This is a genomic window from Actinomadura madurae (assembly GCF_047130825.1).
Lineage (GTDB): Bacteria > Actinomycetota > Actinomycetes > Streptosporangiales > Streptosporangiaceae > Spirillospora > Spirillospora madurae.
The window spans coordinates 2,268,208-2,292,370 of the sequence record NZ_CP083237.1 but is presented as its reverse complement, the minus strand read 5'-3'; the positions used below and the strand labels follow the sequence as shown (position 1 = coordinate 2,292,370).

At 74.6% G+C, this 24,163-nt stretch carries 17 protein-coding genes; 4 read left to right on the top strand and 13 right to left on the bottom strand.

Going from position 1 to position 24,163, the window contains the following annotated elements; translation table 11 throughout:
- Nucleotides 1–8: 8 nt before the first annotated feature.
- The 4 genes from K8Z49_RS10565 to K8Z49_RS10550 all read right to left on the bottom strand — a co-directional run bounded on the left by K8Z49_RS10565 (nt 9) and on the right by K8Z49_RS10550 (nt 7,942).
- Entirely contained in the window at nt 9–2,204 is a 2,196-nt protein-coding gene (locus tag K8Z49_RS10565; RefSeq protein ID WP_412518423.1) for a protein kinase domain-containing protein, read from the bottom strand.
- A gap of 129 nt (nt 2,205–2,333) precedes the next feature.
- A complete protein-coding gene (locus K8Z49_RS10560) occupies nt 2,334–5,636 on the bottom strand; it encodes an error-prone DNA polymerase (protein WP_412518421.1) in 3,303 nt (1,100 codons plus the stop codon).
- Nucleotides 5,637–5,645: 9 nt separating this feature from the next.
- Nucleotides 5,646–7,169, bottom strand: a complete 1,524-nt coding sequence (locus K8Z49_RS10555) for a DNA polymerase Y family protein (RefSeq protein WP_412518419.1) — start codon at nt 7,167–7,169, stop codon at nt 5,646–5,648.
- Nucleotides 7,166–7,942, bottom strand: a complete 777-nt coding sequence (locus K8Z49_RS10550) for a hypothetical protein (RefSeq protein WP_412518417.1) — start codon at nt 7,940–7,942, stop codon at nt 7,166–7,168. Before K8Z49_RS10550 ends, K8Z49_RS10555 begins: the two co-directional genes overlap by 4 nt.
- Before the next feature lie 147 nt (nt 7,943–8,089).
- Here K8Z49_RS10550 and mtnA point away from each other — a divergent pair, with 147 nt between their 5' ends.
- Nucleotides 8,090–9,127, top strand: coding sequence for an S-methyl-5-thioribose-1-phosphate isomerase (gene mtnA, locus K8Z49_RS10545; protein ID WP_412518415.1), 1,038 nt, complete (start codon nt 8,090–8,092; stop codon nt 9,125–9,127).
- Here the strand turns inward: mtnA and K8Z49_RS10540 are convergent.
- Nucleotides 9,103–10,269 (bottom strand): aldose epimerase family protein, encoded by a 1,167-nt coding sequence (locus tag K8Z49_RS10540; RefSeq protein ID WP_412518413.1) that lies wholly within the window; start codon nt 10,267–10,269, stop codon nt 9,103–9,105. The genes mtnA and K8Z49_RS10540 overlap by 25 nt on opposite strands.
- A 2-nt stretch (nt 10,270–10,271) precedes the next feature.
- Entirely contained in the window at nt 10,272–12,404 is a 2,133-nt protein-coding gene (locus tag K8Z49_RS10535; protein ID WP_412518411.1) for a M28 family peptidase, read from the bottom strand.
- A 133-nt stretch (nt 12,405–12,537) separates the two neighbouring features.
- Between K8Z49_RS10535 and K8Z49_RS10530 the strand changes: the two genes are divergently transcribed.
- A complete protein-coding gene (locus K8Z49_RS10530; RefSeq protein WP_235206442.1) occupies nt 12,538–14,769 on the top strand; it encodes an ATP-dependent RecD-like DNA helicase in 2,232 nt (743 codons plus the stop codon).
- Here the strand turns inward: K8Z49_RS10530 and K8Z49_RS10525 are convergent.
- From K8Z49_RS10525 to K8Z49_RS10510, 4 genes are read right to left on the bottom strand one after another with little or no spacing between them, the layout of a single operon-like run.
- A complete protein-coding gene (locus K8Z49_RS10525; protein WP_075020547.1) occupies nt 14,760–15,545 on the bottom strand; it encodes an MBL fold metallo-hydrolase in 786 nt (261 codons plus the stop codon). The genes K8Z49_RS10530 and K8Z49_RS10525 overlap by 10 nt on opposite strands.
- Nucleotides 15,546–15,568: 23 nt before the next feature.
- Nucleotides 15,569–16,132 carry a TetR/AcrR family transcriptional regulator gene (locus K8Z49_RS10520; RefSeq protein ID WP_284454685.1) on the bottom strand — a complete coding sequence of 188 codons (564 nt, stop codon included), beginning with the start codon at nt 16,130–16,132 and terminating at the stop codon, nt 15,569–15,571.
- A 23-nt stretch (nt 16,133–16,155) separates the two neighbouring features.
- The gene (locus tag K8Z49_RS10515; protein ID WP_083597477.1) at nt 16,156–17,253 is read right to left on the bottom strand and encodes a LacI family DNA-binding transcriptional regulator; all 1,098 of its coding nucleotides are present in this window, start codon (nt 17,251–17,253) and stop codon (nt 16,156–16,158) included.
- Between the two features lie 58 nt (nt 17,254–17,311).
- Nucleotides 17,312–18,841 carry a peptide ABC transporter substrate-binding protein gene (locus K8Z49_RS10510; protein WP_412518408.1) on the bottom strand — a complete coding sequence of 510 codons (1,530 nt, stop codon included), beginning with the start codon at nt 18,839–18,841 and terminating at the stop codon, nt 17,312–17,314.
- Nucleotides 18,842–19,010: 169 nt separating this feature from the next.
- Between K8Z49_RS10510 and K8Z49_RS10505 the strand changes: the two genes are divergently transcribed.
- Nucleotides 19,011–20,450, top strand: coding sequence for an LVIVD repeat-containing protein (locus K8Z49_RS10505; protein ID WP_021597666.1), 1,440 nt, complete (start codon nt 19,011–19,013; stop codon nt 20,448–20,450).
- A gap of 78 nt (nt 20,451–20,528) precedes the next feature.
- On the opposite strand, the gene K8Z49_RS10500 is transcribed toward K8Z49_RS10505, so the two are convergent.
- Both K8Z49_RS10500 and K8Z49_RS10495 read right to left on the bottom strand, forming a co-directional pair.
- Nucleotides 20,529–21,854, bottom strand: a complete 1,326-nt coding sequence (locus K8Z49_RS10500; protein ID WP_024935527.1) for an aromatic acid exporter family protein — start codon at nt 21,852–21,854, stop codon at nt 20,529–20,531.
- A gap of 31 nt (nt 21,855–21,885) precedes the next feature.
- Entirely contained in the window at nt 21,886–22,419 is a 534-nt protein-coding gene (locus K8Z49_RS10495) for a CGNR zinc finger domain-containing protein (protein WP_075020549.1), read from the bottom strand.
- Nucleotides 22,420–22,538: 119 nt separating this feature from the next.
- On the opposite strand from K8Z49_RS10495, the gene K8Z49_RS10490 reads away from it, so the two are divergent.
- Complete coding sequence (locus tag K8Z49_RS10490; RefSeq protein WP_021595566.1) at nt 22,539–22,694, top strand: hypothetical protein; 156 nt, start codon at nt 22,539–22,541, stop codon at nt 22,692–22,694.
- On the opposite strand, the gene K8Z49_RS10485 is transcribed toward K8Z49_RS10490, so the two are convergent.
- Complete coding sequence (locus K8Z49_RS10485; RefSeq protein WP_412518404.1) at nt 22,691–24,136, bottom strand: hypothetical protein; 1,446 nt, start codon at nt 24,134–24,136, stop codon at nt 22,691–22,693. The two genes, K8Z49_RS10490 and K8Z49_RS10485, sit on opposite strands and share 4 nt — an antisense overlap.
- Nucleotides 24,137–24,163: the final 27 nt, after the last annotated feature.

Sequence of the window (24,163 nt, the reverse complement as noted above, 5' to 3'; positions counted from 1 at the left end):
GCCGGCGGTCACGACCAGTTGGGGTGGCCGAGCGTGCCCCCCTCCGGGGTGACGACGCGGTCGTCCTCGCCGTCGGCGCGGATCGCGCGGATCACCGGCTCGGTGACGTCGCCGCGCACGTAGGCGAGCCAGCGGCCGTCGCGCGACCACGCCGGGTCCATGTCGCGGACGGCCCCGGACGTCAGGGCGTGCGCGCCGGACCCGTCGGCGTTCACCAGCCAGATGTCGCTGCCGGTCGCCTCGCCGCGCACGAAGGCGACCCGGGACCCGTCGGGCGACCACTCCGGGTCGACCGCGCGCACGCCGTCCGAGGTCAGGCGCGTCCAGGCGCCGCCGGGGTCGTTCGGGTCGAGCGAGTAGATCTGCTCGACGTCGCTGTCCCGCTTGCTCCAGAACACGATCCGGCCCTTGGACGACCACATCGGGTCGTCCTTCGCCGAGGGGTCCGTGGTGACCTGGGTCGCCGGGCCGCCCCGCAGCGGGATCGTGAAGATCTGCCGGACGCCGTCCCTGTCGCCCATGTACGCCAGGCGGGTGCCGTCCGGCGACCAGGTCAGGCGGGTGCCGCGCGCCATGTCCGTGACCTTCCGCGCGCCGCCGCCGTCCGCGTTCATCACCCACGCCTCGGCGCTCCGGTCGCGCTGCCGGGTGAACGCGACGAGCTTCCCGTCGGGGGAGCGCTCAGGCAGGATGTCGCACTGCGAGCCCTTGACGAGCGTCGTCGCGGAGCGGTCGCCCGGCTTGTAGACGCCGATGTCGCCATGGCATTCCCGCGGCCAGCCCGGCGCCGTGTCGACGCGGACGAACATGGGGTCGGCCGGGAACGCGGCGCTCTCCGCGCCGGTGTTCCGCGCGTTGTCGGACGGCCGGTTGAGGAAGTAGACGGCGCCCGCCACGGCGGCCGCGGTCAGCACCGCCGCCGCGGTCGAGGCGATCAGCGTGGTCCGCCGGGACGGCCACTCCCTCCGGCCGCGCCGCGGCGCCGGGGGGAGCACCGGCGGGACGTACTGGCGCTCGGTGGGCGGGTCGGTGCGCCGCTCGTACGCGGGCTCGGTCGGCGGCTCCGGCTGCGGCGCGGGCGGCTGCGGCGCGGGCGCGGCCGCAACGGGTGGCGACGGCGCCTGCGCGGTCGGTGCCGCCGGAGACGGGCCGGGCGGAGACGGTTCGGGCGGTGACGGTTCGGACGGTGACGGTTCGGACGGTGACGGGGCGGGCGGCGCCGGGGCGGGCGGCGCCGCTTCGGACGGTGACGGCGTGGAGGGCGACGGCGTGGACGGTGACGGGGCGGGGGAGGGGGCCGTGACGTCCTGGGAGGTGACGCCCGGGTCGCCGGCGGGCGGGGACGTCCACGCCTCGCCCAGCTCGGTCGTCACGGCGGCCTCCCCGGCGCCGCCGACGAGGGCGAGCAGCAGGTCGCGGGCGCTCGGCCGCTGCGCGGGGTCCTTGCGCAGCGCCGCCTGGACGATCCCGGCCAGCGGCGCCGCCAGGTCGTCGACCTCGGGGTCGGCGTGCACGGCCCGCGCCGCCAGGAGCTGGAAGGACCCCTGCCCGAACGGGTTGCGGCCGCTCGCGGCGAACGCGACCAGGCAGCCCCACGCGAACACGTCCACCGCCGGGGTGACCTGCTGGGTCGTGATCTGCTCGGGCGCGATCCAGCCGGGCGTCCCGACGACCTGGCCCGTGCGGGTGTGGGACGAGGCCATGTCCAGCGCGCGGGCGATCCCGAAGTCGATCACGCGGGGCCCGGAGATGGACAGCAGTACGTTGCTCGGCTTGAGGTCGCGGTGCACCAGGCCCGCGCTGTGGATGGCGACGAGCGCGGCGGCCACCCCGACGGCCACCCCGTGCAGCATGCCCGGCGACAGCGCGCCCTTCTCGCTGACGTGCTGGAGCAGCGACGGCCCGTCGATGTACTCGGTGACCATGTACGCCAGGCCGAGGTCCTCGCCGTGCTCCAGGACCTGCGCGGTGCAGAAGGACGCCACCCGCTGGGCGTTGGCGGCCTCGTCGTGGAACCGGGCGAGGAACGTCTTGTCGCCCGCCAGCTCCGCCCGGACCACCTTCACCGCGACGGGGCGCTCCTCCGGGTCGCGCCCGAGGTAGACGGCCCCCATCCCGCCCTCGCCGATCTTGGCCTCGATCCGGTACCGGCCGATCCGCGTGGGGTCGTCCGGACGCAGCTCACGCAGGGAGGTCGCGTCCATGGAGAGATCACCTTTCAACCCCACGGAGCCACGTCCTGGCGGGCCGCCCCACGGCGGCACGCGGCCCCGACGTTCCATACGATGTCAGAGGACGCGCCCAGGTTCTAGCGTCCGCCCGACGATCTCGGATCAGTGGAAGTTGCGAGCTTTGACGCGGCCGGGGACGGGGAGGCGCCTGAGCCGGGTGGCGCGGACGCTGGTGACACCGTCGGCGCGCTCCAGCCGGCCTCCGACCAGCAGCGCCTGCGAGTCGACGGCGAGGCCACGGTACCGCTGGAACACCTGCGGCGGGCACACCACGTTGATGATGCCGGTCTCGTCCTCCAGGGTCATGAAGACGATGCCGCCGGCGGTCGGCGGGCGCTGCCGGTGGGTGACGAGGCCCGCGACGACGACGTTGGTGTCGCCCGGCGTCCCGGCGAGCCGTACGGCGGAGAGGGCGCCCAGCTCGTCCAGCGCCTCCCGGACGTGGGCGACGGGGTGGGTGTTGGAGACGCCCGTCGCCCACAGGTCGGCGAGGGTCTCCTCGATGGGCGTCATCGGCGGCAGGGCGGGGGCGGACGCGCCCGGGGCGACGCCTTCGAGCTGCCCCGGCCCTGACCCGGCGAGGGCGCCCGCCGCCCACAGGGCCTCCCGCCGCGACAGGCCGAACCCGTCGAACGCGCCCGCGGTGGCGAGGGCCTCCAGGGCGCCGGCCGACAGCGGAACGCGCCGGGCGAGGTCCTCCATGCTCGTGTAGGGGCGCCCGGCCGCGACGGCCTCCGCCGTGTCGTCGCCCAGGTTGCGGATTCCGGCGAACCCGAGCCGTATCGCGGGCTGGGCCGCGGCGGGCGCGTGCGGATGGCCGGACTCGACCTCGATCGGCTCCTCCAGCGTGGGATGGACGTCGCTGGCGTTGATGTCCACGCTCCTGACCACGACACCGTGCCGGCGGGCATCGTTCAGGAGGCTGTGCGGACTGTAGAACCCCATCGGCTGGTTGCGCACCAGGGCGGCCGTGAAGGCGGCCGGGTAGTGGCGCTTCAGCCAGGCGCTCGCGTACACCAGGTGGGCGAAGCTCTGCGCGTGCGACTCGGGGAACCCGAACCCGGTGAAGCCGAGGATCTTCTCGTACACGCTCTCGGCGATCTCGGCCGGGATGCCGCGCTCGGCCATCCCGTCCAGCAGCCGCCGCCTCAGCCGCTCGACCCGTTCGGGGGCGCGCTTGGCGCCCATCGCCTGCCGCAGCCGGTCGGACTCGGCCGGCGTGAAGCCCGCGCAGTCCACGGCGAGCTGCATCATCTGCTCCTGGAACAGCGGGACGCCGAGCGTGCGCGACAGGGCCGGCTCCATCAGCGGATGCGGGCACTCGGCGGGTTCCAGGCCCTTGCGCCGCCGCAGGTACGGGTGGACGGACCCGCCCTGGATCGGCCCCGGACGGATCAGCGCGACCTCCACCACCAGGTCGTAGAACTCGCGGGGCCGCAGCCGCGGCAGCGTCGCCATCTGCGCCCGCGACTCGACCTGGAACACCCCGACCGTGTCGGCGTCGCACAGCATGTCGTACACCTCATGGTCTTCCGGCGGGATCGACTGCAGGTCGTACCGGCGCCCGTGGTGCCGCTCCACCAGGTCGAAGCAGTCGTGCAGCGCGGCGAGCATGCCGAGGCCGAGCAGGTCGAACTTGACGAGGCCGGCCGCCGCGCAGTCGTCCTTGTCCCACTGCAGGACGCTGCGGTCCGCCATCGTCGCCCACTCGATCGGGCAGATCTCGCCGACGGGCCGGTCCGCGATGACCATGCCGCCTGAGTGGATCCCGAGGTGGCGGGGCAGCGTCAGCATCCGGCCCGCCAGCTCCGCCACCGGCGCCGGGATGTCGTTCTCCGCGCCGACCGGGTCGCGCGGGTCGATGCCCTTGGACCACGCGTCCTGCTGGCCGGGGGAGAAGCCGAGCGCGCGCGCCGCGTCCCGCACGGCCATCCGCGGCCGGTAGCTGATGACGTTCGCGACCTGGGCCGTGCACTCCCGCCCGTACTTCCGGTAGACGTACTGGATGGCCTCCTCGCGCCGCCGGTGCTCGATGTCCAGGTCGATGTCGGGCGGGCCGTCCCGGCCGGGCGACAGGAACCGCTCGAACAGCAGCCCGTGCCGGACGGCGTCCACACCGGTGATGCCGAGCGCGTAGCAGACCGCCGAGTTGGCCGCCGACCCCCGCCCCTGGCAGAGGATCCCCCTGCTCCGGCAGAACTCCACGATGTCGTGGACGATCAGGAAGTAGCCGGGGAAGCGGAGCTGCTCGATGACGTCCAGCTCCTTGGCGATCTGCTCGTAGGCGCCGGAGATCCGCTCCCGCTCGGGCGGCCCGTACCGCTGGAGCGCGCCCTGCTGCACCAGGTGCCGCAGCCAGCTCGCCTCGGTGTGGCCGTCCGGGACGGGCCAGTCGGGCAGCCTCGGCGCGACCACGTCGAAGCCGAACAGGCAGTCTCTCGCCAGCGCGACCGTCCGCTCCCGGACGCCGGGGAACCGCGCCAGCCGCCTCGCCATCTCGGCGCCGCCGCGGACGTGCGCGGTCCCGTTCGCGGGAAGCCACCCCGCCATCTCGTCCAGGCCGCGCCGGGCCCGGACGGCCGCCAGCGCCTGCGCCAGCCGCGCGTCGGCTCCGGGCGCCGCGTAGTGGACGTTGTTGGACGCGACCACGTCCACCCCGACACGCCGCGCCAGCGCGAACAGGGCGTCGTTGCGGAGGTCGTCGTCGGGCTGGTCGTGGTCGATCAGCTCGACGAACACGTTGCCGCGGCCGAACCTGCCGACGAGGTCGCGCAGTTCCCGCTCGGCCGCGTCCGGCCCGCCCGCCTCCAGCGCCGCCGGGACCGGGCCCTTCCGGCACCCGGTCAGCACCGCCCAGTGGCCGTCGTGGGCCCCGGCCAGCGCGTCCAGGTCGTACACGGGACGGCCCTTGCGCCCGCCCGCGAGCTGCGCCGCCGTGATCGCCGAGCAGAGCCGCGCGTACCCGGGCGCGCCCCGGGCGAGGACGAGCAGGTGCCGCCCCGCGGGGTCGGACTCGCCGGTCTGCGGTCCCGGCAGGCCGAGGCTCAGCTCCGCGCCGAACACCGTCCCGACGCCGGCCTCGCTCGCGGCCTGCGCGAACTGCACGGCGCCGTACATGCCGTCGTGGTCGGTGATCGCCATCGCCTCCACGCCGAGCCGCGCGGCCTCGGCGACCAGCGAGCCGGGGTCGCTCGCCCCGTCCAGGAAGCTGAACGAGGAGTGGGCGTGCAGCTCCGCCCACGGCACGTCCGCGACCGCCCGGCGCGGCGCGGCGGGCGGCTCCGGCGGCGGCTCCGGACCTCGCGCGCTGTGACCCTCCGCATCGCCTGGCGACCGTCCGCCGGGCCGCCAGGAGAGCCGCTGCTCGACCTCCCGCCACGGAATGGGCGGATTGTGCCACCCCATCAGCGCCCGCTAGTCATAGACGGCCTCGACGTGCCAGCGCCCGCCCTCGACGGCGAGCAGGTAGGCGGCGCCGTCCTCGGTGGTGACCTGGAACCGGGCCCGGCGCCGCGCGGCGGCGGGGTCCCACCAGCGCTCGTCCGCGGGCCACGGGCCCGTCCAGCCGGTGACCGCGGCGGGCCGCCCGCGGACCGCGAGCACCGCGGGCGGCGCGGACACCTCGCACCGCGCGGACACCACGACCGCCGCCCCGGACGCGTCGACCAGCTCGGCGGGGGACGGCTCCGCCGGGACGACCGCCGGCGCGGGCCCGGACACCCGGCCGGGCCACGGTCCCTCCGGCGGGCCGGCGGGTGGCACGTCGCCGACCGGTACCCGCACGACCCGCTCGCCCGGCCCGCGCCCGCCCACCAGCACCGGCCGCGTGATCCCGTGGTGGCCGAGGAGGGCCTGGACGCGGTCGGCGGCCCGCGCGATCCGGTCGGTGACGGCGGTCCGGCCCCACAGCCCCTCCTGCCGCCCCTCGTCGGGGACGAGCTGGTCGGGCGCCAGCTCGACCCAGGTCACGCCGCCCCAGACGGCGTCGGCGCCGCCGCCCGGCCCCGCCGGGTCGTGGGCCGAGAGCTGCCAGCGCACGCGCTCGGCGACGGCCAGCGCCGACAGGCCGTCGTGCCGCCACAGCCGCCGCAGCACGTGACCGCCGGCGAACCCCACCGCGACCTCCAGCCGGACGCACGCCAGCCCGCCCGCCGCGAGCCCCTCGTGCAGCTCGCCCGCCAGCCGCTTCGCCGCGAACACCACCCGCTCCGCCTGCTCGGCGGGCGGGTCGAAGCCGGCGCGCACCGACAGGTCCGCGGCGCCCTCGACCGGCGCGAGCGGGCGCGGTTCCTCGCCCCGCGCCAGCCGGTGCGCGAGCGCCCCGTCCGCCCCGAACCGCCCGGCGACGTGCCCGGACGGCAGCGCGGCGAAGTCGCCGAGCGTCCTGATGCCGAGGCGCCGGAGCAGGTCGGCCAGGTCCGGCCGGTCGAGGACGGCGGGCGGGTACGGCGCGAGGAACGCCGCCGCGCGGCCCTCCGGCACGACCACGCCGCCCTGCCCGGCGCGGGCCGCCAGCTCCGCCGCGAACAGCCCGTCCGCGACGCCGGTCCCGCAGTCGAAGCCGGCCTCCACCACCGTGTCCTGCACCAGGACGCGCAGCGCCTCCTCGCCCCCGTAGAACCGGGCCGGCCCGCGCGCCGCGATGGCGCACAGCCCCGGCCGCACCACCTCCACGCGCGGCGTCAGCTCGGCGACCGCCTCCACCACGGCCTCGAACAGCCGCCCCTCGGCGTCGGTGTCCCGATCGCGGACCACCAGCTCCGGGCAGCGGCGCTGCGCGTCCCGGAGCCGCTGCCCGCGCCGTACCCCCTCGGCCCGCGCCGCCGCCGTGCAGGCCGCCACCTGGCCCTGCGCCACCGCGGCGCCCGGGGTCGCCGCGTCGATCCCGACCGCGGTGACCGGCCAGTCCGGGCACCACACCACCAGCACCCGCGTCACGCGACCCCCTCCCCGGCCGGCGCGTGGGCTCGGGGGAGGACCGGGCGCGGTGTGTGCACCGGCGCCCCCGCCGCGACGGTGCCCGGGACGAGCTCCAGCGGCGGCCGTGCCGTCTCGTCCGTCCTGACGGTGCCGTCCGGGGCGGGGAGCCAGAGGCGGGCGCGGCGGCCGCGCCCGGGCGCGTCGCGGCCCTCGGCGACGATCTCGACGCGGCGGCCGGTCAGCCGCCCGTGGCCGTCGGCGAGGCCCTCCCAGGCCGCGTCCTCCAGCCGGAGCCGCAGCCGGACGCCGGGCCAGTCGCCGGCGAACGCGCCGGTCAGCGTGAGCACGCAGCCGTGCTTGCGGGCCAGCGCCGACAGGCGGCGGACCGCGGCGGCGCCCGGACGCTCCGGCGGGCACAGCAGGACCAGCTCGACGGCCTCGGCCAGCGCGGCCACGACGTCCGGCCAGCGGTCGCCGGGGTCGTCGACGAGCAGCAGCCGCTCGGGGGCGGCGCCCATGCCGGCCGCGGCGGCCGCGCCGAAGCCGGGGAGGCCGACCACGCCGCACCAGCCTCCGGTGCCGTCCTCGCCGCCGTGCCGGGACACGCCCGCGACGAGGGCGAGGCCGAGGGACCCGGCCCCCGGACCGCCGAGGCCGACGATCGAGCCGGGCCGCAGCCCGCCGCCGGGGACCACGGCCCGCAGCGCGGGCAGCACGGGCACCGCCGCGTCCGGACTCGGCCCCGTGTTCTCCAAGGTCGTCGCCAGGTCCCGCAGGGCCGCCTCCGGCACGGTCGTCCCTCCTCTCGCCCCACTCCTGAACAATTTCGAACAAGAGTTCGACCCGTGTCAAGTTGCCGCAGGTCACGGGGCGGAGTCGGGGGAGGTCGGAAGCCCGATGGCGTCGGGCTTCCCGGGATTTTGGGCATGATGGGCGGTATGGAGAACGACGTGCGGACCGTCGCGTGGACGGGCGGGGGGCTCCGGCTCCTGGACCAGACCGTTCTGCCCGGCCGGGTGGAGCACGTCGTCGTGGACGACGTCGACACGCTCGTGGACGCGATCCGGCGGCTCGTCGTGCGCGGTGCCCCCGCCCTCGGGGTGGCGGGCGCGTTCGGCGTCGCCATCGCCGTCCGGCAGGCGGTCCGGGAGGGCTGGGGCGACGCCGAGCGGGACGCCGCGATCGCCCGGGTCCGGCAGGCGCGCCCGACGGCGGTGAACCTCGCGGCCGGTGTCGACCGCGTGCTCCCGTACGTCGCGAAGGGCGCCGACGCGGTGGCGGCGGAGGCCCAGGCGCTCTTGGACGAGGACGTGCGCGGCAACCGCGCCATCGGGGCGTTCGGCGCCGACTGGATCCTCGCGCGGGCGGGCGACCGGCCCCTGCGGGTCCTCACCCACTGCAACGCCGGCGCGCTCGCCACCGCCGGATGGGGGACGGCGCTCGGCGTCGTCCGGGAGCTGCACGCCCGGGGACGCGTCGCGATGGTCTACGCCGACGAGACGCGCCCCCTCCTGCAGGGCGCGCGGCTCACCGCGTGGGAGCTCGACCGGGCGGGCATCCCGTGCGCCGTCCAGGCGGACGGCGCCGCGCCGAGCTCGATCCTGCGCGGCCTCGCGGACGTGGCGGTCATCGGCGCCGACCGGATCGCCGCCAACGGCGACACCGCCAACAAGATCGGCTCGGTGGGCGTGGCGCTGGCGTGCCAGGCCGCCGGGATCCCGTTGGTGGTCGCCGCGCCCTGGAGCACCGTCGACCTCGCGCTGCCGGACGGCGGCGGCATCCCGATCGAGGAGCGTCCGGCCGCGGAGATCCTGTCCTGGGGCGGCGCGAGGACCGCTCCGGACGGCGTGGGCGCGCACAACCCGGCCTTCGACGTCACGCCCGCCCGCCTCGTGACCGCGCTGGTCACCGAGACGGGCGTGCTGGAGGTGTCGGCCGGCGTGACGCCCGCTCAGCGGGCGGCGGAGAACGCGTAGACGGTGGTGGAGTCGAACGTCTCGCCCGGCCGCAGGACGGTGGACGGGAAGCCCGGCTGGTTCGGGGAGTCGGGGAAGTGCTGGGTCTCCAGCGCGAACCCGTCGCCCTGCCGGTAGACGCGGCCGCTCGTCCCGGCGAAGCTCCCGTCGAGGAAGTTGCCGGAGTAGAACTGCACGCCCGGCTCGGTCGTGCTGATCTTCAGGACGCGCCCGGAGCGCGGCTCGGTGACCCGCGCGGCCTCGGTGAGCGCGCCCGCCCGCCGCTGGTCGAGGACGAAGTTGTGGTCGTACCCCTGCCCGATGAGCAGCTGCGGGTCGTTGACGCGGATCCGCTCGCCGATCGCGTGCGCCCGGGTGAAGTCGAACGGGGTGCCCTTCACCGGGGCGAGCTCGCCGGTCGGGATCAGCGTCGGGTCGACCGGCGTGAAGCGGGACGCGTTGAGCCTCAGCCGGTGGTCGTAGATCGTGCCCGTGCCCTCCCCGGCGAGGTTGAAGTACGAGTGGTTGGTCAGGTTGACGATGGTGGCCTTGTCGGTCGTCGCGTGGTAGTCGACCCGCAACCGGTCATCGGCGGTCAGCGTGTAGGTGACGGTGGTCCTGAGCGTGCCCGGGTAGTTCTCCTCGCCGTCCGCGCTGGTGTACTCCAGGCGCAGGCCGACGCTGTCGCGGCCCTTGACGGGGTGCGCGTCCCAGACCTTGGTGTCGAAGCCCTTGAGGCCGCCGTGCAGGCTGTTCTCGCCGTTGTTGAGGGCGAGCTGGTACGTGGTGCCGTCCAGGGTGAACCGGCCCTTGGCGATGCGGTTGGCGTACCGGCCGATGACGGCGCCGAAGTAGGGGCCGCCGTTCAGGTCGACGTAGTCCTTCAGCGTCGGGAAGCCGAGGACGACGTTGGCGCGCCGCCCGTGCCGGTCCGGTGTCTCCAGGGTCTGGACGATGCCGCCGTAGGTGATGATGCGCACCCGGACGCCTCGCCCGCTGGTGAGGGTGTAGCGGTCGACCTTCGTGCCGTCCTCCAGGGCGCCGAACGGCTCCTTGGAGATGCCGGGCCGCGCGTGCGACGGCGCGGCGCCCGCGGGGACGGCGGAGACGGCCAGTGCGGAGCCGACCACGGCCGATGCCGTGATCGCCAGGATCCTCTTCATCGTTACTCCTCGGGGGCGAGGGTGCGGGTCGCGGCGCGGAGGCTCTGGAACAACCGGGCCTCGTACGCCTTGGCGGAACGGACGTCGTGGTCGACGAAGAGCGCGTCGTTCAGCGCGGGGAGCCGCTGGGTCGCGTATCCGGTGTCGATGCCGGGCGCGTAGACCTGGTGCCGGTACCAGGGACGGCCCGGCAGCCCCGCCCGGGTCAGCAGGTCCCGCTCGGTCTGCATGATCTTGTCGTTGAGGCGGCGGAACGCGGCCGTGTCGCCCTTCCGGAGCGCCGCGTCCGCACGCGCCTGCAGGGCCTCCGCCGCGCGCTGCCAGGCCTTGGCCTGCGCGATGTCGCGCGAGACGTCCACGACGACGGACCCGAGCCGCTCGCGCTGCTCTTCGGTGAAGTCGGTGAGGTACTGGACCGTCTCCGACGCGTACGGACGGTAGCGGAGCGCGACCACGTCGGCGTTGGCGAGCCGCAGCGTCGCGATGCCGGCCAGCCGCGACATCGCCGCGTGGTACTCCCAGGTGGGGTCGCCGAACCGCGACATCCAGTAGTGGTCGTCGCAGGTGCAGTGGTAGTTCCCGGCGTTCCCCGTGGAGGACGAGCCCAGATCCATCGCCGGGACCCCGAACCGCTGGAAGAACGCCTGGAAGTCCGAGCCTCCGCCGATGCGGTCGATGGGGGTCGTGCCGTCGTTCTGCGCCTTCCACGCCTCGTACAGCGTCCCACCGGTGCCCGGCCACCGCACGTCCTTGGTCGCGTCGATGACGGACTGGTCCAGCGCCGGTGTCGCCGAGGCGCCGAAATGGGACCCTCCCGCGCCGTCCATGTTCAGGTAGGCGACCGCGTCGCGGAGCCGGTTTCCGCGCTGCTCGGCGTACTCGGTGGAGCCGAACAACCCGTACTCCTCGCCGTCCCAGGTGGCCAGGACGACGGACCGCTTAGGCCGCCAGCCCTTCTTGAGGAGCTGCCCCAGAGCGCGTCCCACCTGGAGCACGTTCTCCGTACCGGACAGGTTGTCGCTGCTGCCGTAGGTCCACGCGTCGTGGTGCGCCCCGAGGATGACCTCCTGCTCGGGATGCTCGCTGCCGGGGATGCGCACGGTGACGTCCCACAGCGGGCGGACCTGGAACGTGTTCTCCAGGTCCAGGTGCACCTTCGTCCCGCCGGGGCCGAACCGGTACGCGAACGGCAGGCCGCCCTGCCATTCCTTCGGAACCTGGTCGCCCTTCAGCGCGCGCAGGAGCGGCTCGGCCGCGCCGTAGGAGATCGGCGTCGTCGGGACGAGCCCCTTGAGCATCGGGGCCTGCGACGGCGGGATCCGGTGCGCGCCCTTCACCGACGGCCAGCCGGGGGTCTGCGGGTCCCCGGCCGCGAGCTGGATCTGCGCGATGCTGCCGCGCTGGATGCCGTCCGCGGCGCGCCACGGCCCGTCCGGGTAGACCGGGCCCCGGGCGGACCCGTCGTCGGCCGGGTCGGAGTAGATCAGCACGCCCTTGGCGCCCCGCTCGGCGGCCTCGCGCGGCTTGATCCCGCGGAACACCGCCCCGTACCGGACGAGGACGATCTTGCCCTGCACGGAGACGCCCTTCTCGGCGAGCAGCGCGAAGTCCTCGGGGCGGCCGTAGTTGGCGTAGACGACCTCGCCGCGGACGTTCCCCGACGGCGACATGCCGTTGTGCCCGGGGATCACGTCGTCGTAGTGCTTCTGCCAGGGACGCTTCTTCTCCTTGACCGGCAGCGTCCGCCGGTGCGGCGCCGTCATCTCCACTTTCACGCGCCGCGGCAGCGACAGGTAGGCGTAGTACGTCCGGACCTCGGGCTTCAGTCCGTACGACCGGAGGCGCTCGACGATGCGCCGGACGCGGTTCCGGTCGCCGGTGGTCGTGGTGAGGCCCGGCTCCTCCGACAGTTCGGCGTCCAGGTCGCGGGCGACCTTCGCGGACGGGACGGCCTTGAACAGGCGCTCGTAACGCCGCTGCCAGTCGGAGTTCTCCTTGGTGAAGCCCGCGATCGGATCGTTCCCGGTGGGGGCGGGGGGCGAGGCCGCGGCCGGGGCCGCGGCGGTGAGCGTGAGGGCGAGGGACACGGCAGGGGCGCCGAGCGCCGCCAGTGCCTGGGTTCGGGAGCGGAACACCAGCGATACCTCCCGGTACGCATTGCGGGTGCACGTACGGGTGCGCCCGGAACGTACGCCGCGATCAACGGAAGATCCAGAACGTTCGCCGGATCCGGCCAGCCCGTCCGGTGGATCGGCCATCATGGTGGACGTGCCGACCCCCGCGACCCCTAACGCCACGCCGCGTCCGGCGGAGCTTGAGGCGGTCTTGGAACGGATCACGTACGCCAACGAGGAGACCGGTTACACCGTCGCCCGCGTGGCGACCGCCAAGAGCGGGGGCGACCTGCTCACCGTCGTCGGCGCGCTGCTCGGCGCCCAGGTGGGGGAGAGCCTGCGCCTGGTCGGGCGGTGGCGCTCGCATCCGAAGTACGGCAAGCAGTTCGAGGTGGACTCGTACACGACCGTCCTGCCGGCGACGATCCAGGGCATCCGCCGCTACCTCGGCTCCGGGATGATCAAGGGGATCGGCCCGGTGATGGCCGACCGGATGGTCGGGCACTTCGGCACCGACATCCTGCGGATCATCGAGGAGGAGCCGGAGCGCCTCGTCGAGGTTCCCGGCCTCGGCCCGAAGCGCACCCGCCGGATCGCGGACGCGTGGGAGGAGCAGAAGGCCATCAAGGAGGTGATGGTCTTCCTGCAGGGCGTCGGCGTCTCCACCTCCCTCGCCGTCCGCATCTACAAGAAGTACGGGGACGAGTCGATCGACACCGTCCGCGAGCGCCCGTACCAGCTCGCGTCGGACGTGTGGGGCATCGGGTTCAAGACCGCCGACACGATCGCGCAGGCGGTCGGCATCCCGCACGACAGCCCCGAGCGGATCAAGGCGGGCCTGCAGTACACGCTGTCCGAGGCGGCCGACGACGGGCACTGCTTCCTGCCCGAGCCCAACCTGGTCACGGCGGCCGAGAAGATCCTCGGCGTGCCGCGCGAGCTGATCGTCCCGGCGCTGGACGAACTGGCCCGCGACGAGGGCGTCGTCCGCGAGCCGATCCCCGGCGGCGCGGAGGACGCCGCGACGATCCCGGCGGTGTACCTGGTGCCGTTCCACCGGGCCGAGCGGTCCCTCGCCCGCGGGCTGCTGGACCTGCTGGACGCGCCGACCGACCGGCTGAAGGCGTTCGCGGACGTCGACTGGGACAGAGCGCTCCCGTGGCTCAGGCAGCGCACCGGACAGGCCCTCGCACCCGAGCAGGAGGAGGCCGTCAAGCTCGCGCTGACGTCCAAGGTCGCGGTGCTGACCGGCGGGCCGGGCTGCGGCAAGAGCTTCACCGTCCGGTCGGTGGTGGAGCTCGCCGCGGCGAAGAAGGCCAAGATCGTCCTGGTGGCGCCGACCGGCCGCGCCGCCAAGCGGCTCGCCGAGCTGACCGGGCACGAGGCGGCGACCGTCCACCGGCTCCTGCAGCTCCAGCCCGGCGGCGACCCCAGATTCGACCAGGACGACCCGCTGGACGCCGACCTGGTCGTCGTGGACGAGAGCTCCATGGTCGACCTGATCCTCGCCAACAAGCTGGTGAAGGCGATCCCGCGCGGCGCGCACCTGCTGCTCGTCGGGGACGTCGACCAGCTCCCGTCCGTCGGCGCGGGCGAGGTGCTGGCCGACCTGCTCGGTGCGGAGGCGATCCCGCGGGTCCGGCTCACGAAGATCTTCCGGCAGGCGCAGCGGTCCGGGATCGTCGTCAACGCGCACCGAGTCAACTCCGGCGACCACCCCCACACGCGCGGCTACGACGACTTCTTCCTGTTCCCGTGCGAGGAGCAGGACGAGGCCGCCGAGATGACCGTGGACGTCGTCGCCAACCGGATCCCGCGCAGGTTCGGCCTCGACCCGCGCCGCGACGTCCAGGTCCTCACGCCCATGCACCGCGGCGCGGCCGGGGCGGGGACGCTGAACACGATGCTCCAGGAGGCGCTGACCCCGCACGACGACGCCCGCCCCGAACGCCGCTACGGCGGGCGCGTGTTCCGCGTCGGCGACAAGGTCACCCAGCTCCGCAACAACTACGACAAGGGCGAGGCGGGCGTCTTCAACGGCACCGTCGGCGTCGTCACGTCCGTCTCCCTCGAAGAGCAGTCGCTCACCGTCCTGACCGACGAGGACGAGAGCATCGACTACGCCTTCGACGAGCTGGACGAGCTCGCCCACGCCTACGCGATCACGATCCACCGGTCGCAGGGCAGCGAGTACCCGGCGGTCGTCGTCCCGCTCACGACCGGCGCGTGGATGATGCTGCGCCGCAACCTGCTCTACACGGGCATGACCCGCGCGAAGAAGCTCGTCGTCCTCGTCGGGTCACGGCGGGCGCTGGCCGCCGCCGTCCGCACCGCCGGGGCCGGCCGCCGCCACACCGCGCTGGCGCACCGCCTCTCTCAGCGGTAGCGCAGCAGCTCCCAGGGGTCGTGGGCGCAGAACACCTCGACCTCGCCGCCGAGCGCCAGCTCCCGCAGCCGGGCCACGTTCGCGAGCCGCAGCTCCCGGTCGACCTCGCCGCCGGCCTGCACGAGCTCCATCAGCGGGTGCGTGACCGGCTCGGGACGGTCCACCTCCCCGTGGTACATGTACGCGTCGCCCGCGTGCAGCAGCCACCGGTCGCCGTCCCGCACCGCCACCCCGGCGTGGCCCGGGGTGTGCCCGCCGAGCGGGATCAGCAGGATGTCCTCCGGCACGCCCTCCAGGGCCCGCACGCCGTCGAACCCGTGCCAGGTCCCGCCCTCGCCGCCCTCGTAGACGACCCACTTCGGGCCGTGGGCGAGCTGCGCCGGGGTCTTGCCGCCGTCGGCCCGCTCCGCCTCGAACAGGTGCACGGCCGCGTCCGGGAAGTCGCTCAGCCCGCCGGCGTGGTCGCGGTGCAGATGCGTCGGGACGATGTGCCGCACGTCGGAGGCCGGGAAACCGAGCCCCTCGACCTGCCGGACGGCCGTGGCGGCGGGGTCGAGCGCCGGCCCCGCCATCTCCACCCAGTCGTCCAGCAGCCGCTCGGACGGACGCTCGATGTCGCCGAGGCCGATGCCGGCGTCCACGAGCACCAGCCCGGCCGACCCGGTCTCCACCAGCAGCACATGGCCGACGGCCCGAGCCGGCCGGAGCGGGCTCTCCGGCCCGTCCGCCGGTTCGATCTCCCGCATGGGAGCGCAGTCGAGGTGGTGAACGCGCATGGGACTCCTCAGATCAGGTCGGCTCAGATCAGGTCGGCGAGCTGGGCGGTCACGCGGTGGATGACCGACACGTCCCGCTGGACGCGGGCGAGCATGATGGCGCCCTGCAGGGACGACAGGACGAGAGCGGCCAGCGGTTCGGCGCGCTCCTCCGGTACGCCCCATCCCCGCAGGGCGGCCGCGATGCCCTGCTGCCACCCGGCGTAGACGTCGTCGCAGGACGCCCGGATGGCCTCGCTCTCGGCGGCCGTCTCCAGCGCCACGGTCGCGACCGGGCAGCCCTTGCTGAAGCCGGACTCGCGCAGGTTCCGCGCGAAGTGGTCGCCCATCGCCGCCAGCCCGGCCCGCGCGTCGGGCGCGGCGAGGACGGCCTCGGTGAGCGCCTCGCCCACCTCGCGGCCGGACAGCGCCACCGACTCGGAGGCCAGCTGCTCCTTCCCGTCCGGGAAGTGGAAGTACAGCGATCCCTTCGGCGCCCCGCTCTCCGCGAGCACCTGGGTGAGCCCGGTGCCGTGGTAGCCCTGTCGCTGGAAGAGGTCCGCGGCCGTCCGCAGCACGCGCTCTCGTGTCTCGCCCCGTGGTGCCATGGGGCGAGACTAGACCGACTGGTCTATAGATTCAACTCCGGAGTCACGTCCCGCGCGTTCCGCGCGCCGTCCGCGTCCTTCCCGCCCTTCCCGTCCTCGCCGTCCTCGGCGGGCGGCGGCGCGGTGCTCTTGCGGACGACGAGGCTGGTCGACAGCTCCATCCGGGTGGCGACGGGCTCGCCCGCCCGGATGCTCAGGATCATCTGGGCGGCGGACTCGGCCATCTGCCGCAGCGGCTGCAGGACGGTGGTGAGGGCGGGGCTCGCCCAGGGGGCGACCGCGACGTCGTCGTAGCCGACCACCGACAGGTCGTCCGGGACGCGCAGGCCGTGGACCCGCGCGGCCTCCAGCGCGCCGAGCGCCTGCAGATCGCTCCCCGCGAAGATCGCCGTGGGCCGGTCCGGCCGGCCGAGCAGCTCCATCGCCCGCTCGAAGCCGCCCTGGACGTGGAAGTCGCCGTAGGTCACGAAGGTCGGCTCCACGTCCAGCCCGGCCATGCTCATCGCGGACCGGAACCCGTCCAGGCGCGCGACGGAGCACAGCATGTCCGCCGGGCCGGTGATGATCGCGATCCGCCGGTGGCCCTGGTCGATGAGGTGCCGGGTCGCCGCCAGGCCGCCGGACCAGTTGGCCGAGCCCACCGACGGGACGTCCGGGTCCGGGTCGCCGGCCGGGTCGATGATGACGAACGGGATCGAGCGGGAGCGCAGCCGCTTCTTGTGCGCCGGCGGCAGGCTGGAGAACAGCAGGATGACGCCGAGCGGACGGCGTCGCAGCACCCCCCCGATCCACTCGGGCCCGGGGGAGTGCCGGGTGCCGCTCTCGGTCAGGACCAGGCTGGCGCCGTTGGCCTTCGCGACGCTCTCCACGCCGCGGATCAGCTCCATCGTCCAGAGGCTCTCGATCTCGTGCAGGACGATCTCGATGAGCGGCGCCTCGGTCGCGGCTCGGGACCCCCGCCGGTAGCCGTGGTGCTCCAGCAGCTGCTCCACCCGCAGCCGGGTCTTGCTCGCCACGTCCTCGCGTCCGTTGAGGACTTTCGAAACCGTCGAAATGGAGACGCCGGCCTGATCCGCCACTTGGGCCAGGGTCACCCGGCCTGTCTCATCGTCCTGCTGCATTCCCGCAGCATAAGGATTTCGGAGCCGCGTTCGAAAGTTGGCGGAAACGAGGCGCGCCTCACTCCGCGATGGTGAGGCGTTCGAGGCGCAGGCCGGTGAAGGCGCCCGCGGTGACCCCGCGGACGCGCTCCGACCACACCAGGTGGTCATGGGCGGACCACAGCGGCATCGCGGGCATGTCGCGCAGCATGGCGCTCTCGGCGAGCCGGGCCGGGATCACGCTGTCGCCCGAGGTGAGCGCCCGCTCGGCGTCGTCGACGAGGCCGGTCGTGTAGGCGTCGTCGAAGCCGGTTCCCGCGTCCAGGAGCGGCGCGAGCGCGGCGACCGGGGCGGGGTAGGCGGCCGTGGTGTGCACGGCGAACGGGCCGTCGACCTCGTGGTCGTGCACGGCCTTGCGGAGGTCGGCGGCGGCGCGCGGGCGGACGTCGAGCTTCAGCTCCTTGCGGAGCTGCCCGGCGACGGCCCGCACCCAGGCGTCGTCGCCGCGGCCCGCCTCGTACCAGAGGTTCAGCGGGCCGGTGAGCCCGCCCGCGTCGGCGAGCGCGGCGACCGCGGCCTTGGAGTCGTGGACGCAGAGACGGCACTGCCCCTCGCGGTGGCCGGGCCGGATGCCCGGCGCGACGAGCGAGTCGGCGGGGGAGTACTGGTGGCCGAGCGGCCCCTCGGTCACGGCGGACCGGTCGATCGCCATCGACAGGGCCTGCCGGACGGTCGGGGACGCGAGGCGCTCCTCCCAGCCGGGGAAGCCCAGGTAGGTCACGTCCCGCCCGGGGACGGCGAGGTGCCGGTCGCCGAAGTCGGCCTCCATCGACTCGTGCCGGTTCGGCGGCACCAGCGTGGCGACGTCCAGGTCGCCGCCGGCGGCGGCCTCGTACTGGCGCTTCGCGTCCGGCATCGCCTTGACCGCGACGGTCCGGCCGCGGCCCGACCGCCGCTTCAGGACGATCTCCCGCGCGCTCCGCGACGCCACCCGGAAGGGGCCGTTGCCCACGGGGGCGCGGCTGTAGGACGTCCAGTCCCGCGACTTCAGGACGCTCTCGGGCAGCGGGAAGAACGCCGGGTCGCCGAGCATGGAGGGGAACCTGCCCAGCGGACGGTCGAGGGTCACCGTGAAGGTCAGATCGTCCTCGACCTTCAAACCGGGCACCTTGTCCTCGCCCTTCCGCGCGCCCTTGACACGGGCGACGTCGGTGAACAGGCGCGACCCGGCCCAGCCCTCGCGCAGCACGGCCGTCCACGCGCCGGTGAACGAGCGGGCGGTGACGGGCGTCCCGTCGTGGAAGGTCTCGCCCTCACGCACCCGGACCGTCCAGACCCGCCGGTCCTCGCTGGTGACCGACTCGGCCGCGGTGTTCACGGACGCGCCCGTGTCGTGGTCGTAGGAGACGAGGCCCCTCCACACCGCGTTGGCGATCATCCGGCCCGCCGTGTCGCGGACGTCGCCCGGCAGCAGCGTGGCGGGGGCGGGCGCGCCGACCGAGATGCGCGGGTCGTCCGGCTCGCTCCAGGCGGCGAAGGCCGCGACCGGGGCCAGCAGTACCGCCACGGCGCCTGTGATCAGGGCGGCGGTGCGGGTGGAGCTCTTCAACGGCCTCTCCCGGGAGCCGGAGCGGACGCGGACGGGACGATCGGGACCAGGATGTCAGGTCCCACCAATCCTGATGGTCCTGAGTCCATTTCGTGACCCGGGAATTGTTGATCAAGCCGGGTATCGCGGTCACACTGGCGCTTGCGAAGATCCGTTCCGTGGAGGCGCGATGCTCCCTCGCACATCCCTTCCCGCCCGGCGCGCGCTGCGGGGCGGCGCCGCCGTCGCGGCCGCCGTGGCGCTCATGGCCGGCTCCGCCTGGGCGTGCCCGCCCGAGCCCGAGAACCAGCGGACCGCCAAGGCCGCCGCCGAGGGCGAGGGCACGAGCGGGGGTCACGCCGGGCACTACCACCGGGCCGACCCCGCCGCCGTGAAGAAGTCCGAGGCGGCCAAGGGCGTGCGGCGCGTCGGCGGCGTGTCCGACGCCAAGGGCGCCATCTCGCTGATGTTCATGGACTACGGCCACGGCCGCCACAAGCGGACGATCATGTACGCGACCGGCGAGTTCGGGCTGAAGGCCTACGACATCACCGCCGACCCCAAGGTCCCCAAGCTGGTCGGGCAGCTGAACATGCCCGGCATGTGGGAGACCGAGGACACCGACTTCGACCCCAAGCGCAAGATCATCTACCTCTCCCGGGACCCGCGCGCGTTCGGTGGCAACACCCAGACCGGAGAGTCGGGCATCTACGTCGTGGACGCCTCCAAGCCGGAGAGCCTGCGGCAGATCACCTACGTGAAGGTCCCCGCCGGGCACACCACGACCTGCGTCAACGACTGCAAGTACTTGTGGACGGGCGGCCCCGCCAAGGCCGACTGGATGCCCGAGGACTGGGGCGGCCGGCCCGTCTGGGTCACCGACGTCCGCAACCCGGCGAAGCCGAAGGTGCACCGGAAGCCGATCGACACGGGCCGCAACGACGGCAAGACCGACTACACGCACGACATCCAGGTCGACTCCGACGGCGTCGCCTGGGCGTCCGGGCGCGGCGGCGTGCGCGGGTACCACACCACCGGCCGCCACTACGACCCGGTCGAGAAGAAGTGGCGCAGGGCCACCGCGTTCGACCCCGTCCCGTACGCGGGCGGCGGCCTCGACGAGGCCACCACCAACTCCGCGTTCATGCACAACAGCTACCGGGCGGTCGGCCGGACGAGGAACCAGGCCGCCGACCCGCGCAGGTGGGGCAACGGCAGGCTGCTGTACGTCACCGAGGAGACGTTCAACGACGGCTGCGCCAACGACGGCCTGCTCGTCATCGCCTCGCTGGAGGGCTCCCACGGCGGGCAGGGCTGGCGGTCCACGCCGGAGAAGCCGTTCCGCCTGCGCACCGTCGGCACGTGGGGCGTCGCGGGCAAGGAGGGCAGCGACCCCGAGAGCACCGACTGCTCCGCACACTACTTCGACGTCCGCGACGGCATCGTCGCGCAGTCGTTCTACTCGCAGGGCACCCGCTTCCTGGACGTCCGGGACCCGACGAACCCGAGGCAGGTCGCCTACTACCGGCCGGCGGACGCCGCGTCCTGGCAGCCGTACTGGCACGGCAAGTACGTCTACGTCGCCGACAACACGCGCGGCGTCGACGTCCTGGAACCGACATTCCGCTGACCCCGCCCACACACCCACGCCGACCCCACCCATACGCGGGCCCGCCCCCTCCCCCCCAGGGGCGGGTCCGCGTCCTCGTCAGGGCCGGTGGTACCGCTCGCCGGACTCGCGGGCGTTGCGCTCCGCCGCGGCGGCGGCCGACCCGGCCGCCTTGCGCAGCGTGTGCCCGGCCTGCTGGACGGCCCGGACCGGACGCGGCGGCAGGTGCCGCGCCGCGCCGCGGTGCCGCCGCCAGTGCTCGCGGGCACGGGCCCGGTGCTCCACGCGCAGGTTCTCGATGAGCCGGTCGATGTCCATCGACACCTCCCCGTACAGCGGCCACAGGTCGCCGGCCGCGGCGCGCTCGTGCAGCCTGCGGGTGAGCCGGGCGCGCCGCTCGCGGGCCACGTCCACCCGCGTCTCCAGCTCGTGCTCGGCGAGGAAGGGCCGGGCGTCGCGGGCCAGGTCCGAGCGGGCCAGCCGCCCGTAGGCCGAGATGCTCGCGGCGATCCCGGCCAGGGCGTCGCCGAGCTCGCGGCGCAGCTCGGGGTCGGTCAGCAGCCGGCCCCGGTCGCCGAGCCGCTCGTCGTCGGCGAGGGACCGGGTGAGCCCGCGCAGCGACAGGGTGAAGTGCTCCATCGTCTCCATCGCGTTGCGCAGCGCCACCCCGGCGTCGATGAGCCGCCGCGCCCGGGTCCGGGGGTTGAGCCGGACGCTCTCCTCGGCGGCCCCGAGGTCACGGTCGGTCCGGCCGATCTCGCGCGCCAGCCGCTCGGCCTCCTCCTGCCAGCGGGCCGCCTCGCCCGCGGCGCGCTCGCCGCGCAGCCCGTCCGCGATGCCGGCGAGCAGCTCCCGCAGCTTCTCCGCCACGTCCTGGACGGCCTCCTCGGCCGGCCGGACCCGCACCGTCGGCACCAGCAGCGTGGCCGCGAGCCCGGTGGCGGCGCCGATCAGCGTCTCCAGCACGCGGTCCTCCGCGCCCGCCTCGCTCGCCGAGCCGAGCGCGAAGATCAGCATCGCGGAGATCGGCGCCTCCAGCACGTGCTCGCCCAGCCGCAGGACGTGCCCGATGGTCAGCGCGGCGAGGATCGCCAGGCCGAGCGTCCACCAGGAGAACCCGATGGTGCTCGCGGCCAGGACCGCGACCAGGACCCCCGCGGTGACCGCGGCGACGCGCAGGATGCTCGCCCGGATCGTCTGGTAGACGGAGGACTGGACGACGAGCAGCGCGGTCAGCGGCGCCAGCAGCGGCTCCGGCCCGCCGGCCGGCAGGACCGCGAGCGCCAGCACGAACGACAGCACGGCCGTGATCGTCAGGCGGGCGATGCGGAACACCGTGGACTGCACCTCGGTCGCGACGCGCAGCGGCGAGCGGCCCGCGCGGTCGTCTCGGCCGGATCGGCGGCGGAAGAACGCGAGCGACATGCGGGCAGTCATTCCCCCATATCGGGGCAGGTCACTCCCGGCGCCGGGCGCGGAACGCGGCGACGTTCGTCCGGTTCGCGCAGGCCTCCGAGCAGAACCGGCGACGGCCCGCGCGGGAGGTGTCGGCGTACACCCGGTCGCAGCCCTCCGCGGCGCAGACGCCCGTCCGGCCGAGGCCGTGCTCGACGATCAGCTCGGCGAGCTTCATCAGCGTGGTCGCGCGGAACCGCTCCACCAGCCGGGAGGACGGCGGCGCGTAGTGCATGTGCAGGCCGTGCGGTTCGTGGTCGGCGAGGTGCGGGTGCATGGGGATCTCCAGCATGAGCCCGTTCAGCAGGGCCATCGCCTCCTCCAGGCCGGGCGCCTCGAAGAAGCGCCGCAGCGTCCGCCCCCACTCCCGCAGCTCGTCGGCGTCGGCGTCCTCGAACTCGTGCCAGAAGAACTCGTTGTCCCGCAGCACGCGGCGCAGCGCGGCGGGGGAGTCGTCCCCGCCGACGCTCGTCACGGCGTTGACCAGTGCGGCGGCCGCGGCCACCCCGTGACTCTTGTAACCAGTGATGCGCATTACCCCGGCCTCCGGTCCCGCCACCGTGCAGTAAATGATATCTTAGTTATAACCCTTACAGACGTCGTCCCTGGGGATGCGCGGTGGAATGCCCACGCTGTGGCTGGCCTGAGTCCGATGTGTACGAGGTGCTGTCGCGGCACCTGACCTCCGAGGGCGTGGTGACCTACACCCGCTGTGCCTGCGGGCGCCTGCAGATGCGCGTGCAGCGCTTCGAGCCGGGACCGGTCGTGTCCGCCGGACGCGACGGGGCGTCCGGGGCGAAGCTCGGCTAGTGCCGCCAGCGGGTGGCCGCGGCCACCTGCTGCGGCGTCGCCCCGTCCAGCAGCGCGATCTCCCCGCGCCGCACCGCCGACACGGTGTCGGTGACGGCCTCGCCGAGCGCGTCCCGCAGGACGGTGTCCGCCTCGAACGCCGCGACCGCCTCCCCGAGCGACACCGGCAGCGCGGCGATGCCCCGGGCGGCGCGCTCCTCCTCCGCGAGACCGGCGGGGTCCGTGCCGACCGGCTCCGGCAGCGTCAGGCCGGTGCCGAGGCCGTCCCGGCCCGCCGCGAGCAGCGCCGCGAGGAGCAGGTACGGGTTGGCGGCGCCGTCCACGCACTTGACCTCCAGGTTCGCCGCGGTCGCGCGCTCGCCCTCGGCGCCCGTGACGAACCGCAGCGCGGCCTCCCGGTTCTCCAGCCCCCAGCACGCGAACGCGCCCGCCCAGTGCGAGGGGATCAGCCGCAGGTAGCTCGCCACCGACGGCGCGCCGACCGCGAGCAGCGCCGGCAGCCGGCGCAGGATCCCGGCGGTGAACGCCTCCCCGGCCGCCGTCATGCCGCACGGGCCGCGGCCGCCCGCCATCGCGTTCGCCGGCCCGTCCGCCGCGTCCTCCCGCCACAGGCTGAGGTGCACGTGCGCGCCGTTGCCGACCGAGTCCGCCTCGACCTTCGGGGAGAACGACGCGGCCATGCCGTGCTCCATCGTCACCGCCCGGATCGTCTCCCTGACCAGGACGGCGGTGTCGGCCGCGCCCACCGGCTCCTCGGCGGCCACCGACACCTCGTACTGCCCCGCCGCGTACTCGGGATGCAGCTGCACGACCGTCACGCCGGTCTCCCGCAGCGCCTTCAGGACGTCCCGCAGGTAGCCCGCCAGCTCGGTGACCCGCGTCATTCCGTAGGCGGGGCCCTTGCAGGCCGGAGAGAACTCGTCCCCGTCGCCCTTCGACACCGCCCACTCGATCTCGAACGCCGCCCTGACCGTCCAGCCCTCCCCGGCCAGGCGGTCGGCCTCGCGGCGCAGCAGGGCCCGGGTGTCCAGCGGGTGGACGGTGCCGTCCTGCGCGTACCGGTGCGCGGGCGCGTGCGCCCAGCCCGGCAGCGCGGCCAGCGGGACGAGCCGGTCCAGGTCGGGATGCAGCCGCAGGTCCCCGACCGGGCCGCCGATGTGGCGCCCGGACACGATCGAGTCGTCCAGCAGGAACACGTCGAACACCGGGGACATCCCGACGCCCCACGCCGCGGCGTGCTCCAGCCGCTCCACCGGGACCGTCTTGGTGCGGGTGATCCCGCTGACGTCCACCCACGTCAGCGCCACGGCCACGAGGCCCTGCCCGGCCATCCTCCGCGCCGCCTCCGCCGCGCGTGCGCCGAGCCGGGCGCGCTCGTGCCCGTCGAGCGGCCGCACGCCGGGGGCCGGTCCTTCCGGGGCGGTGACAGAGGTCGGTTCCACGGTGCTGACTCCCGATCAGGGTGAATG

Bases quoted from the DNA above. Each gene is read 5' to 3' on its own strand.
- K8Z49_RS10565 (WP_412518423.1), bottom strand. From the start codon at position 2,204: ATGGACGCGACCTCCCTGCGTGAGCTGCGTCCGGACGACCCCACGCGG.
- K8Z49_RS10560 (WP_412518421.1), bottom strand. From the start codon at position 5,636: ATGGGGTGGCACAATCCGCCCATTCCGTGGCGGGAGGTCGAGCAGCGG.
- mtnA (WP_412518415.1), top strand. From the start codon at position 8,090: ATGGAGAACGACGTGCGGACCGTCGCGTGGACGGGCGGGGGGCTCCGG.
- K8Z49_RS10540 (WP_412518413.1), bottom strand. From the start codon at position 10,269: ATGAAGAGGATCCTGGCGATCACGGCATCGGCCGTGGTCGGCTCCGCA.
- K8Z49_RS10525 (WP_075020547.1), bottom strand. From the start codon at position 15,545: ATGCGCGTTCACCACCTCGACTGCGCTCCCATGCGGGAGATCGAACCG.
- K8Z49_RS10520 (WP_284454685.1), bottom strand. From the start codon at position 16,132: ATGGCACCACGGGGCGAGACACGAGAGCGCGTGCTGCGGACGGCCGCG.
- K8Z49_RS10515 (WP_083597477.1), bottom strand. From the start codon at position 17,253: ATGCAGCAGGACGATGAGACAGGCCGGGTGACCCTGGCCCAAGTGGCG.
- K8Z49_RS10505 (WP_021597666.1), top strand. From the start codon at position 19,011: ATGCTCCCTCGCACATCCCTTCCCGCCCGGCGCGCGCTGCGGGGCGGC.
- K8Z49_RS10500 (WP_024935527.1), bottom strand. From the start codon at position 21,854: ATGTCGCTCGCGTTCTTCCGCCGCCGATCCGGCCGAGACGACCGCGCG.
- K8Z49_RS10495 (WP_075020549.1), bottom strand. From the start codon at position 22,419: ATGCGCATCACTGGTTACAAGAGTCACGGGGTGGCCGCGGCCGCCGCA.